At 42.1% G+C, this 13,538-nt stretch carries 9 protein-coding genes and 1 tRNA gene; 2 read left to right on the forward strand and 8 right to left on the reverse strand.

All coding sequences use genetic code 11. The annotated features are described in order from the left end of the window. Positions 1-198 precede the first annotated feature (198 nt). The 7 genes from GT641_RS07890 to GT641_RS07920 all read right to left on the reverse strand — a co-directional run bounded on the left by GT641_RS07890 (position 199) and on the right by GT641_RS07920 (position 8,375). Positions 199-1,290, reverse strand: a complete 1,092-nt coding sequence (locus GT641_RS07890; protein WP_161117245.1) for a GGDEF domain-containing protein — start codon at positions 1,288-1,290, stop codon at positions 199-201. A gap of 266 nt (positions 1,291-1,556) precedes the next feature. After that, complete coding sequence (locus GT641_RS07895) at positions 1,557-2,126, reverse strand: indolepyruvate oxidoreductase subunit beta (RefSeq protein WP_008401121.1); 570 nt, start codon at positions 2,124-2,126, stop codon at positions 1,557-1,559. Then, a complete protein-coding gene (gene iorA, locus GT641_RS07900) occupies positions 2,126-3,865 on the reverse strand; it encodes an indolepyruvate ferredoxin oxidoreductase subunit alpha (protein WP_161117246.1) in 1,740 nt (579 codons plus the stop codon). Before iorA ends, GT641_RS07895 begins: the two co-directional genes overlap by 1 nt. Before the next feature lie 188 nt (positions 3,866-4,053). Further along, positions 4,054-5,889, reverse strand: coding sequence for a VWA domain-containing protein (locus tag GT641_RS07905; RefSeq protein ID WP_243143719.1), 1,836 nt, complete (start codon positions 5,887-5,889; stop codon positions 4,054-4,056). 176 nt (positions 5,890-6,065) lie between these two features. Continuing rightward, on the reverse strand, positions 6,066-6,881 hold the full coding sequence (locus GT641_RS07910) for a hypothetical protein (RefSeq protein WP_161117247.1): 816 nt from the start codon (positions 6,879-6,881) through the stop codon (positions 6,066-6,068). Beyond that, positions 6,878-7,396 carry an RNA polymerase sigma factor gene (locus GT641_RS07915; RefSeq protein ID WP_161117248.1) on the reverse strand — a complete coding sequence of 173 codons (519 nt, stop codon included), beginning with the start codon at positions 7,394-7,396 and terminating at the stop codon, positions 6,878-6,880. The genes GT641_RS07910 and GT641_RS07915 overlap by 4 nt, the downstream gene beginning before the upstream one ends. Before the next feature lie 130 nt (positions 7,397-7,526). Then, on the reverse strand, positions 7,527-8,375 hold the full coding sequence (locus GT641_RS07920; protein ID WP_161117249.1) for a hypothetical protein: 849 nt from the start codon (positions 8,373-8,375) through the stop codon (positions 7,527-7,529). Positions 8,376-8,563: 188 nt separating this feature from the next. On the opposite strand from GT641_RS07920, the gene GT641_RS07925 reads away from it, so the two are divergent. Beyond that, positions 8,564-9,304 carry a GTP pyrophosphokinase family protein gene (locus GT641_RS07925; RefSeq protein WP_347562872.1) on the forward strand — a complete coding sequence of 247 codons (741 nt, stop codon included), beginning with the start codon at positions 8,564-8,566 and terminating at the stop codon, positions 9,302-9,304. A 69-nt stretch (positions 9,305-9,373) separates the two neighbouring features. Beyond that, positions 9,374-9,447 (forward strand) — tRNA-Arg (locus GT641_RS07930). A 153-nt stretch (positions 9,448-9,600) separates the two neighbouring features. Here the strand turns inward: GT641_RS07930 and GT641_RS07935 are convergent. Further along, on the reverse strand, positions 9,601-13,413 hold the full coding sequence (locus tag GT641_RS07935) for an EAL domain-containing protein (RefSeq protein ID WP_161117251.1): 3,813 nt from the start codon (positions 13,411-13,413) through the stop codon (positions 9,601-9,603). Between the last annotated feature and the right edge of the window lie 125 nt (positions 13,414-13,538).

A 13,538-nucleotide genomic window follows, 5' to 3' on the forward strand; every position in this document is an offset into this window, starting at 1 on the left:
TTGTGGTTCTTTTTTGTGAACCACTTTGTAAACATAATATACCACCTATCAACTGGTTTTGCAATACCAATTTTATATTTTTTTATACCAATTTGAAAACATGTAAAAAAACAGAGAAACTGGCATACTTGTAGTACCAATTTCTCTGTTTTTTAGATATCACTGTTTTTAAATTACTGATTTCTTTTTTTTATTATCTTATTCGCTCACAACGGTTCGGTTACGTCCGGCTTCCTTCGCCTGATACAGCGAATTATCTGCCCGATTGAACCATGCCTTTGCACTCTCTCCTTTGGAATATTCCGCAACACCACAGCTACAGGTGATTCCACTGTTATTCATGAACTGGAAGTAGTAGCATCGGAATTCTGTTCTTACATCCTCTACTACATTGATAACCTTCGGCAGTTCAATATTATTGAACAGTATAACAAATTCCTCGCCACCGTAACGAAATGCAAGACCATAGTCTTTGGATTTCTCCTTTAGCATCTTACAAAGTGCCTTGATAACCACATCACCATTGCTATGTCCGTATGTATCATTTACATTCTTGAAATGATCGATATCAAAAATCGCAATATATGCTTTCTCTCCGGTTTCTTCTGTACGCTGGATTTCTTTTTCCAGGCTCTCCTCAAAGGAACGTCTGTTATATAATCCTGTCAACGGATCTTTACGAAGCTCTGTCATAAGATTCATCTGACGAACTGTGAAGTTACCGATGGATTCCATCAGCTCTTTCGTATGCATATTCAACAAGAAGGTTACCACGCTCAAAACTAAAACCAACCCAAATGAAGCTGTTACATATGCCCCAAAGCTAATCTCCTTCCACTCAAACAGGCTATACAGACGGATATCATTAATGATCAGACTGCAGAATGTCAGAAGCGTCATCACCAGTGTAATATTCTGATTCGCAAATACGGCTGTGATCACGATTGAAACCATAGGCAACAGCGCCAGTACGATCGCATTATAATGCTCAAATGCCGGAACAATAAAGATCACAAACATCATCATGGATACCAGCCAGTCAGCTCCGTTCTCGGTCAGCTTGTTTTTTTTCAAAACATATACGGTTCCGGACAACACCCCTGCATATATGACAAGAGGAATTGCTACATATAACCCCATATACGCTCCTCGCGTCATTCCCAAATCTTTTTTTACCAGACATATGACTACTTCCACAACCATGAACATGATCGCAGCCGACAGAAATACCTTCCACAACAACAACTGCCATTTTTTACTGATATCAACATTTATTGTATCATTATTCATTACGAATTCTCCTTATACGTTCCCACCAATTTTCTTTTCGCATGAAAGCACCCGCATTTTTGATTTTACACTATATAAGCCATATCGTCCACTATTTTTTTGTCAAAAGTACCTAAAAATCGACATTTTTTGCTCCAATTATTATACATAATGTAAAAATACCTTCTGTACATATCTGCATGAACTGTTTCTTATGTACAAAAGGTATTTTCCCTGACGGTTTTCACAGATGCTTCTGTAATAAACCATTTATTTAATTTTAATCTTTATAATGCATATCCGACTTCAAATGCCTTCAGGTTCATCTCAACTGTCTTTGGAGGAACCGTTGCCTTGATAACCTCTACCCATTTGTCATGGTCAAAATCCATATGTTTTGCAGCAACACCGATAATGATCGTATTAAATACTTTTGGATTGCCAAGCTTCTTTGCCTCTGCCATCGCATCGATGGAGATCACCTTATGCTTCTCTGACAATGTCTCTAAGATGTGTTCCGGATATTCTGCCTGACCGGTTACAACCGTGATCGGATCGATTCTCTGATCATTTGCAATAATCACGCCGTCCTTCTTCAGAAAATGAGCATAACGCATAGCCTCAAGCTTCTCAAATGCGATCAGAACATCTGCATGACCTTCTTCTACGATCGGTTCCGCAACCTTCTCACCATATCTTACATATGTAACAACACTACCGCCTCTCTGGCTCATACCATGAACCTCGGAGAGCTTTACATCATAACCTGCTGCTGTCGTGATACCACCGAGGATACGGCTTGTAAGAAGAGTTCCCTGTCCACCGACACCAACTATCATAATATTCTTTACAGCCATTAGAATTCCTCCTTTTCGATCGCATCAAACTTACAACGCTTCATACACAGTCCGCAACCATTACACATGGTCTCATCGATCTGGATCGTTCCATCCGGCTGCTTGATAACTGCCGGACATCCCGGCTTTAAGCACATACCGCACTTCTTACATTTCTCCGGGATAGCTCTGCATACACCTGTTACCTTGGTTGTCTTTAAAAGAACACAAGGAGACTTGGTGATAATAACAGAGATCTCATCCTTTGCAACTTCCTCTTTGATCAGCTTCTTTAAACCATCAATGTCAAATGCATTGATCTCATGTACACTGTCAATACCGATTGCCTTACACAATTTATAAATGTTGATCGCATATGTAAGTTCACCCTGCAAGGTCTTACCGGTCGCTGCATGATCCTGATGTCCTGTCATACCGGTTGTTGAGTTATCAAGGATGATAACGGTTCCTGTACCCTTGTTGTAAACCATGTTCATCAGAGAGTTTACACCTGTATGCATAAATGTGGAATCACCGATAACCGCAACCCAGTTCTTGATGTAATCTTTTCCTTTTGCTTTTTCCATACCATGTAATGTAGAAATGGAAGATCCCATACATACGGTTGTATCAATTACGCTAAGCGGCGCAACTGCTCCCAGTGTATAGCATCCGATATCTCCTGCTGCATGGATCTTCAGTTCGTTTAATACTGAAAATACACTTCTATGCGGGCATCCCGGACAAAGGATAGGTGGTCTAGGTGCAACCTTTGCAGGTTCTTCCTGCTCAACCTTCTCGCCGAGGATCTTCTCTCTTAACATATTTGCACTGTATTCACCCTGAACGGTCAAAAGCTCCTTACCTACTGCATCGATGCCCCAGGCTCTTACCTGTGTCTCGATATGAGGCTCTAACTCCTCAATAACATACAGCTTATCAACCTTTGCCGCAAAGTCTTCGATCAACTTTCTAGGAAGCGGATTTACCATACCAAGCTTTAATACGGAGGCATTTGGCATTGCTTCCTTTACGTACTGATATGGAATACCGCTGGTGATAACACCAACGCTGGTATCATTCATCTCTACACGATTGATCGGCATATCCGCACCGTCTGCTGCCATGTCCTTTAATCTCTGTTCTACAAATACATGACGAGGGATCGCATTACCCGGCATCATAACCATCTTCTTAATGTCTCTCTCGTATGGCTTGTCTTCTACTTCTACTCTGTCATTTAATTCAACAACGCCCTGTGAATGTGCCAGTCTGGTTGTTGTACGGAGCATGATCGGAGTATCGTACTTCTCGCTGCATTCAAATGCATACTTTGTGAACTCCTTTGCTTCCATACTGTCAGATGGTTCAAACACCGGAATCATCGCTGTCCTTGCTACCAGTCTGGAATCCTGTTCATTCTGTGATGAATACATACCCGGATCATCGGCTGCTACCAAAACCATACCACCCTTTACACCGGTATATGCTGCTGTAAATAATGGATCTGAAGCTACGTTCACACCTACATGCTTCATTGATACGATTGAACGGACACCGGCAAATGATGCTCCGATCGCAACCTCTGTTGCAACTTTTTCATTTGGAGACCATTCTGCATATATCTCAGGATATTTTACAATATTCTCACTGATCTCTGTACTTGGAGTACCCGGATATGCTGCTGATACCTTTACACCGGCCTCATATGCGCCTCTGGCGATCGCTGCATTACCGAGCATTATCTTTTTTTCACCCATTAATTTATCCTTCCTGTCATTTCTTATATTTGCCTTTTGGCAACTCTAATACTTTATTATACAAGAATTATCAATAAAAGGGAAGTGCTTCTATACGTTTAAAAATAAAAAAGCATATATCAGAGAAAAAAACACCTTTTACGGCTTATATTTATTATGAATTTCGAATATAAACAACCGGCCGTCTGTTAATCGCACTGCCACATCTGTGCTGCCGGTTCACGTTGAGGTATTTTCTCCGTCTTCCGCACCAGTTCAAGGAACTGGCTCCGGTATAACTGGTCGTTGCTTGCCTGAGCCATGTTCCTTTCATCTGTCTGAACCGTGATTCCTGCTTCCGCAAGTTCTTCCACCATCTTATACGTCGCTGTTCCTTTATATGTGCTGTCCGTAAGCAGCATTCCATATGCCGCAACCGCCGATGCAAAGCTCAGGTCATGAGACATTCCCTTTTGACCGCTTTCTGCCTTTATAACGTCTGTTTCCAGTGTACTCTTATCTCCATCCGGTTCTTTGTAACGGATATTCACGGTTGCCAGTTCGCCGAAATAATCTGTACTTTGCTTTTTCGATGTATATTTTGTCTCTGCCTCCGGCACGTCAAATTCCGAATCGACCGGAACCACCTCATAGAGTGCAGTCACCACATGACCGGCTCCGATCTCGCCGCCATCCACCGTATCATCTGCAAAATCTTCTGCGGAAAGCGTACGGTTCTCATATCCGATCTGCCGATAGCCTTTCACCTGCTCCGGATTGAATTCAATCTGCATTTTGACATCCTTTGCAACCGTATATAAACTTCCACCCATTTCGTCAACCAGAACCTTCTTTGCTTCATAGACAGAATCCAGATACGAGTAATTACCGTTTCCGTGATCTGCCAATGCTTCTAATTTGTTATCTTTCAGATTATCAGAACCAAATCCCAGAACACTCAAGAATATACCGCTGTCCTTCTCCTCAGTGATCAATCCTACCAGATCACTCTCGCTTGTCAGCCCGACATTCAGATCCCCGTCCGTCGCAAGGATCACCCGATTATTTCCGTCTTTTATAAACTGCTGCTCTGCGATCTCATATGCCGTGATCAGTCCCGCACTTCCATTTGTGCTGCCGGATGCTTCCAGCGAATCCAGTGCCTCGCATATCGTATAGGCCTCCGAACCTGCCACGCCATTTAGAACAACCGTATCCGAACCCGCATATGTAACAATACTGATCCTGTCGTTCTCATCCAGATTCTCTGCCAGCATTTTAAATGCTTTCTGTGCCAGCGGCAGTTTATTTTCCTCATACATAGAACCGGATGTATCGATCAGGAATACCAGATTGGATGCTTTCTTCTCACTCATATCGATCGCGGCCGTATTCAGTCCTACCATCATCAGCTTTGTATCTTTATTCCATGGACAATCCGCATATTCCGTATATACTGCAAACTTCTTCCCAGCCTCCGGGTCTGATACATAGTCATAATCAAAATAATTGATCATTTCTTCGACCCGGACTGCTCCTGCCGGCGGCAGCGTTCCTTCTTCGATATAACTTCTGATATTGCTGTAGGAAGCTGTATCACAGTCTGCCGCAAATGTTGAAAGCGGGGAATCTTTCGTAGACACAAACCGATGTTCTTCCTGATAGTCATACTCTCTGGTATCATAACCGGATTCTCCATATCCGATTTTTACATATTCAGAATTTGATGCACTATCCATTACCGAATTACATGTATCGGCAGCCGAAACCACACTATCACAAGCCTCTTCTTCTATACCTTCCGGCACAGCCATATTTTGCTGTGACTGTCCGGATTCCGCTATATTTTCTTCAAATTCCTCTTTTACGGCTTCCTGTCTGTATCTTTCTGCGATGCTCTCCCGCTCCGTACCTGACCGGCTTTCCGTTCCCTGTCGTTCTCCATGCGTGCCTCCTGTTTTTTTCCCGCTTCCGCAGCCTGCAAGACAGCCCGCCATCATGCAGGAGATCATAACCACACTTACCATCCGTCTGATTTTTCTCATAAAAAATACCCTCCTTATCTTAGTCACTATCCGATAGCTGCATAATTTCTGCTCTGATCACCTCCGACGTTATCAATCGTCGAATGTGAAAACAAAATTTTACAGCTATCTATTCTCTTTATGACTAAGATACGGATGGGTATCCTCTTTTTATGGAATTTTTTCCTACAGATCAACTACTGTCTGCTTAAGATCCATGCCTGTCGTTCAGAATCATATCGGAGAAGTGTACCTGTTACTTCTTCCCCTACCAAAAATGTCTCTGCTTCTTCCGGCTGCAATACAATGTCCTGACCGATTATTAATTTCCCGGATGCATCAGATACCTGCAAGAGTTTTGCGACATATTTTTGTACCGCATCCGGCTCTGCTGTTACAATCTCTGTGATCTGAAGTGTAACTGCTATATTACTCATTTCCTGCCATGCATCCATATCAGCTGATTCCGACACCTGAAGATCTGTACATCCCGCATTTTCCTGTGCATCTGTCTGACTCTTTGTATGGCCTGCTTCCGCCTGAACATCGGACGAATCTCCACCGGCTCCATTCATCTGTATAGCTTCTGTTGTATTCTGTGTCGGTCTGTTGGCAGTTTCATTCTGTACTGTCTCCGGTATGGAATCCGCTGTTTCATCCACATAATCTTCCGCCCGATCGGATATATTTGAATTCTCTGCTGCATCCAGCCCATCATTTGAAACATCCGTTGTCCTGCCTGCATTTATTTCTTTCGAATGTCGCTTAGAATCAGACAGCAACGGTGTCGCAATCACTGCGGCCAGAAGAACCGCTGCGATCGCAAGAACCGGAATTACATATTTTACCTTAGAGGTTTTCTTTTGTTTTTCTTCTACATCCTTTGCTTCACGGTCAAGCCCTGCTTCGATCCGATCCCACAGATCCGGTGCATCTGCATCGATCCGGTTCAGATAAGCTTCTATGAATCTGTCTTCTTCCGTCTGTCTGTTCTTATTCTGTTCATCTCTCACAGCCTGCACCTCCTTAATTTTTGTATAGCCTGATTATAGATCCATGTGATCGTTCCGATCGGTCGCCCTTTCATTTCCGCGATCTCTTTAAATGTAAATCCTCCGACTACCTTCAGATCCAGAATCTCCTGCTCCTCCGGCTTTAACGTGGCAACTGCCTGCTTCAATGTCAGGCTCTCCACTACCTGACTCTCCATCGTCTTTCCTTCGTCTCGCTCCGGCATTTCATCCACCAGCATTTCACGATCGATCTTTCGTATCCGGTCGATCGCCATATTCTTTGCGATCGTCACAAGCCATCTCTTATGACCGGTTCCCTTCTTATAACTGTCTGCGATCCGATAAAGCTTGATGAAGAACTCCGATGTCACATCCTCCGCTTCCTCTCTCTGCCGGATCGTATCATAGACCACCGCAAAGATCAGCTTCAGATATTCGTCATACACTGCCCGAAGGCTCTCCCTGTCTCCCTGTGCGATCGCAGACATATATTTTCCAAATTCTCTGTCTGTCATTTGTCTCTCCCTATAACCGCTATACGTTTTTACCCCTGTTTTTTATGGAATTTTTCCGATTTTCTATTACTGTTCATTCCACTTCAATTTGCTAATATTCTGTCCGGCTTCGTATAGGCCCAATTCTCTATTATTCAAGAGGCTGTACTGCCAGCAATTCCATCACATACCCCTTCTTTCGCTCCTTCCATGCAAATGGCCAGAACAACCGCCGCTCCGCTTCAATCCGGATATCAAAATCCTTATGCATTCCGATGTCATGACGAAGCTGCAATGCTCCTTCAATTTCTTCAGGGACAAGATTCTCCCACTGATCCATAGCGGATTCATTTACAACTGCCCATTCTAACCCGAACACCATTAATTTCTCCGTCAGCATATAGATCACATCATTTGTCCGGGTAACCGCAACTTCGTTTAATGCCCGGATCGCATTCTCGATCATCTGCAATTCTTCCTCGTCATAATTCTCCCGATACATATATAACAGGCCTGCAAATCTCGCATTCAACTGACTGTGAAGTCCTACGCAGACGCTGTAGTCAAACCTTCGTCCGATCTCCGGCAATACCCTGTGGCTGTTGTCAAATGCAACCTGTTTCAAATGCTCGATCACGATCTCTGCTTCTTCACCCTCTGCAAGCAATGCTTCAAACATTTCATAAGTCTCAAGCTCTACATTCCAGAAAGGAAGATCCACACAAATAGCATCTGTTTCCTCCAATCCATAGGTCTTACACGCCTGTGCAAGTCCCTCTGCATCCCGGTCGATCAAAACCAGCTTAAATCTCTCTGCAAGTCTTGCCAGATCGATGTCATTTGACCGTCCTGCTCCCCATATAGCAAGAACAGGCTTACACCCTCCTTCGGCCACACAATTTTCTTCTATAAAGTCTGTCAGCTTCTGTCGGTATCCCCGCCACTCTTTATAAGCATTCGGAAGAACCTCTGATGCAATCAGCCGATCCAAATATCTCATATAATTCACTTCTTTCTCGCATTATGCCGGTATGTGCAAGCACACCCGTCGCAATGCTCATTTTATCACGTTTTTATAGTATACTCTACCTTCAAAATGTAGTAGAATGATAGGGACAATGATTTTTTGTCTATTCATGCAAATTGATAAAATAAAGATTGCCTAAAACAGAAACGGAGATTATGAATATGTCTGCTAAAGATAATAATACAAATACAAATATATACAGAAGCTATATCGATGCACTTCTATATCCGGAGCAGAATCCTTTTATAGAAGACATGAAACGATTCGAGGAGCTTATGATGATGTACTCCTGTGCGATCAAGGAAGTTCAGACCAAGCTGGATGTATTAAATACAGATTTCAGCGTCCGCTATAACCGAAATCCGATTGAATTTATCCAATCACGCATCAAGAAACCGGTCAGTATCGCAACAAAGCTGTCTTCAAGAGGATGTCAGGTATCCGTAGAAAATATCGTATATAATTTGAATGATGTTGCGGGGGTTCGTGTTATCTGCTCCTTTATCGATGACATCTACGCCGTTGCAGAGAAGCTCATCAGTCAGAATGATATTACTCTGATCGAGGCAAAAGACTATATCAGCCATCCAAAGCCAAATGGTTACCGCAGTCTTCACCTGATCATAGAAGTTCCTGTCTTCTTTGCCGACCATACAAGAAATATGCGGGTAGAAGTTCAGATCCGTACCATCGCGATGGACTTCTGGGCAAGTCTTGACCACCAGCTCCGTTATAAAAAGGATGTCGCCGATCCCGAACTTATCTCCGGTCGCTTAAAACATTGTGCTGATGTTATCTCTCAAACAGACCTCGAAATGCAGGAGATTAAAAATATGATCTATGGAGATGGTGCTCAGCCACAGATCAAATTGTGTCTTGAAAAAAATACAGAAATTTTTTAAGAAAATCTTAGATTTTGTTTGACAAATTTATAGAACTGGTATAGAATACTATCTGTTGTTGAACAACGTGTGTATGTAGCTCAGCTGGATAGAGCACTTGGCTACGGACCAAGGTGTCGGGGGTTCGAATCCTCTCATGCACGTAGAAAAAGACAAAACCATTTCGGTTTTGTCTTTTTTATTTACTACATATGCTCATCGGGTAGAAACGAAATGTGTCATTGTTTATTATATGCACAATCAATCTGTAGGGGTGTATTTTTTACAGCCCTCGCTTTTTGGCTGTGTATATCCTCTTATAACCTTGCCGCAAGAATCTGACGTTTGACCTCCTGTCCATTCAGGATAAACTCTGCACGACCGTTCTCCAGTTGTATATTCTTTTCAAGTGCTCCGATATCTGAATTGAACTCTGTAACGGCATTCGTTCCAATATCAGCATTGGAACAGTACAGCTTGGCAGACATGACCGAATTACCAAAGGCAACCGCCGCCTTGCCCTGTACCACGCTTTTAACTGCCGCATATCCGATATAGATATTCGTTCTTCCTGCACGGCATCCGATGCCATAACATTCCTTTGCACGGATATTCGACGAGATATTTACATTTTCCAGACGAACGATACAGCTGTTACCGGCAATCGTTCCGATACCGGTTATAATATTACCTGCCCCCTGAAGCTTTGCCGATATATTCTCAAGCTTAATATCTGCATCACCATTTACAGATCCAATGATCGTACCGTTTGATATACCTGAATAAATATCCATATCGCAGTATTCTATAAACAATTCGGAATCACCATTTACAGATCCGATACAGGCTCCTTCCTGACCTTTCATATCAAACTCATAATGTCCGCGTTTGATGTTGATAACACCGCCAAGTCCGGAACCAATACCAATGCCCTTCATACCATTTGCATTAATGATGATTCCACCATCCTGATAGAAGTTGAGTTCGCCATGATACTCATCCAATGAATTACCAATGCCAAAGTATTTTCCCGAATTCAGATTGATCGTCAGATTACCGTCTCCTACAACCGTAAGCACTGAACTATCCGGAACTCTGATACCTCCTGTACGTAGTTCGTTTTCTCCGGTAATCTGAAGATTTACATTACACTTCTTACCGATATCAATACACGGAATTCCGCGTTCTCCCGCAAGACTGACATTCTCAAGTATGATGGTGCCACGGAATCCATCTTCTACAGACATCAGTATATTCGGCTGGAAACCGACAGAACCTTTGATTATGATCTTTTTATTGATTCCCCGTGCTTTCTTAACCTTAATGCTTGTATATTTATTAGCGGCAAGCTGAACCATGGAAACCGTATCATTATAATCCGTCTCATATTCTTTCTTATACATTCTGGCATTCAGACTCTGATTATATTGAACAATTTCATTCATCACACGTTCATCGATCGAACGCACAACATACGGCTGCGGCCTTGATGTATAATAACCCTGAATCAGATCAACGCCCAACTTAATAACCTCCCGCAGCTCCTGCGTCAATTCAATTCCCTCTGCCAGGGTCAGAATATCATTATCATGCGCAAATTCTATAATATCCTTTACAAAATGCTGTTTCTGGATATCTTTGTGTATATCTGTCATAAGCATACGATCGATTTTTACAAACCGAGGCATGTATCGAAGCAGATTATTTACATTGGAATAACCGGAACCATAATCATCAATGGCAGTCTCAATGTTCATCTTTGCAAAGGAGTTCTTCAGCTCCTTTAACTGAACATCCCCCATCTCTGTTTCTTCTGTAAATTCAACAACAAGCTCTCCTGCATGCTGTTCCATAATCTCAGTTAATTTCTTCTTATCCTTACCTGTCAGCTGACACCCCGGAATACTGTTAATAAATACTTTCTTACCCTCAAAATCCTGAGAGTGTTCCTCTATGTAATCAACCACATTAAAAAATGTCGCTTTTTCTATATCATATAAACGGTTCAGACGATCTGCACTTTCCAGCATATCAAGCGGCGAAATCTTACGCTCTGTGTCCGCACGCATTAGAGCCTCATATGCATAAACATCTCCTGTTCTGGCATTGATAATTGGCTGGAAATGATAAACAAACCGGTTATTATCCAGAATAAATTCCATCAAATGGTCATCCGCTTTCTGTTTATCCGTCAGAACACCTGCCCTTTCCTCTTTTCCTTGCTCTATGGCCTTCTTATTGTTCTTCACATTGATAGTTTCATTGATCAGATGATCCAGGGCTTCCGAACCGGAGATCATATCACAACGGATACCCGTGCAGATTTCAATCTCATATGCCTCTTTGCGCAATTCATTATACTGCTTTATCTTATCCGACAGACGTTTGATAAACGCCTCTCCGCATGTTTCATCAGATGCTTCAACCGGGAATGCAACAACGAATTCATCATTACTGATACGGGCACATATAGCATCATCATCCTGACTTTCCGATATCAGCTGCGCCAATTTCAAAATAGCGGCATCCCCTGCCTTTCTTCCATAGCTTGCATTGATATCCTTTAATTTATTAATATCAATCGCGATCACTGCTATTGATTTACCATCAAATGTCGCATTTTCGCAAAGCTCATTTCCCTTCTGTAAGAAGCCCTTATAATTATACAAGCCGGTCATTGCATCACGAATCTGTGTTGCTTCCATCTGACGCAACAACTCCCGCAGACCATTCTGACGATAAAACGCTTCCATACTCTGCATAATACTCTTTAACCAGTTTATGTAAACCTCTGTAAACTGTGCTTCTGTATCTGTAAAACCAATAACTGCATAACCAAAGCTTCGGTTATCAAAATACAATGGTGTAAAGAAAAATGTCTCCGGACACTCTCTTTGCTCAGATAGTTCCGGTATCATCTCTTTCATTTCAAATATGTCATCAAAGCTGATACGATTGTCTGTGTGTTCACTCGGTCCACATTTTATGATACGATATATCTTGTCCGTATAGCCGTTAGAACGCATTGCATCCTCACTGATCATAACCTCCGATGAATTCCAGTAATCATTCATGCATATACTAAGCGAATGGAATGGCCGCACCTGATATACATGCTGAAATATTGTATTGAAAAAACTTCTGTGATCCCGTTCAGATAACAAATCCTCCATAAACTTGTTATAATAAGAAGAGTATCCCGTCTTCGCATGATCCGTATTCCAGAAATTCTCTTTTTCATCAAAATATTTTTCTGGCTGCATTTTCCTTTCGCATCCGCAGCTTGTCCCCTGAAAGATCACGGATTCTGATTCAAATTCCGGTATCGGTTCTTTCTCAAAGGATGCATGGATATATTTCGCACAATATCTGCCGCATTCTCTGGCCGGAATATCAGCGGATGTTAACTTGCATTTCAGGTTTTTCCCTTCTTCGGTAGAATCGTAACCGATCACTGCTACCTGCTCCGGTACATGAATATGATTACTGAATAATTCCGCCGCTACCCCGATCGCCATACAGTCATTTGCACATGCGATCGCCTCCGGAAGTTTCTCTCTGGAATCCAGAATCAGCTTCACAACCTCTTTGCCGGAATCATACCAGTAATTTCCATAATAAATATTATTCGGATCAACCGGAATTCCATGCTCCGTCAGACTGTCTCTATATGCCTGTTCTCTCTGTATGGAATGAACATGATTCTTCCACCCGTCTAAAAACATAATATCGGAATAATGATGAACCTCGATCAAATGATCGATCAATTTCTTATATGGTTTATAATGATTTATCTTTACAGTTGGGAAATAACGACTGTCCTTATCTACGAAAAGAACAACTCCTGAGAATACCTCGTGAATTTTGTCTTCTAACCGGGTTGCTATATCGGTTGCCTGAATGGTATCCGGAAGAACAATGATCGCATCAAATGCATCCCATTGAATCAGATTATAAATATTCGAATCCCCAATCTGCCTATACAGCGTATCCTGAAATCTTAAGTACATGGAAAATACACATATATCGTATCCATAGACATATGCCTCCTCCATTAATCCTTTCATAAACAGGCTCTGTGAATTCTCTTCCGCCTGCGCGATAATAACTCCAATTTTTCTGCGCTCCATACATGCTCCCCTCTAAAATACAAAATCCTTTTTTCAGTTTAGCATAATTAGGCAGAAAAGTATATAAAAATGACTAAAAAAAGTTTACACCGCGTTATTTTCTGTACATTTTATACAATTTCGAC

The organism is Clostridium sp. BIOML-A1 (assembly GCF_009874105.1).
Classification (GTDB): Bacteria; Bacillota; Clostridia; order Lachnospirales; family Lachnospiraceae; genus Coprococcus.

Coding starts and splice junctions, on each gene's coding strand:
- GT641_RS07890 (WP_161117245.1), bottom strand. CDS start 1,290: ATGAATAATGATACAATAAATGTTGATATCAGTAAAAAATGGCAGTTG.
- GT641_RS07895 (WP_008401121.1), bottom strand. CDS start 2,126: ATGGCTGTAAAGAATATTATGATAGTTGGTGTCGGTGGACAGGGAACT.
- iorA (WP_161117246.1), bottom strand. CDS start 3,865: ATGGGTGAAAAAAAGATAATGCTCGGTAATGCAGCGATCGCCAGAGGC.
- GT641_RS07905 (WP_243143719.1), bottom strand. CDS start 5,889: ATGAGAAAAATCAGACGGATGGTAAGTGTGGTTATGATCTCCTGCATG.
- GT641_RS07915 (WP_161117248.1), bottom strand. CDS start 7,396: ATGACAGACAGAGAATTTGGAAAATATATGTCTGCGATCGCACAGGGA.
- GT641_RS07920 (WP_161117249.1), bottom strand. CDS start 8,375: ATGAGATATTTGGATCGGCTGATTGCATCAGAGGTTCTTCCGAATGCT.
- GT641_RS07925 (WP_347562872.1), top strand. CDS start 8,564: ATGTCTGCTAAAGATAATAATACAAATACAAATATATACAGAAGCTAT.
- GT641_RS07935 (WP_161117251.1), bottom strand. CDS start 13,413: ATGGAGCGCAGAAAAATTGGAGTTATTATCGCGCAGGCGGAAGAGAAT.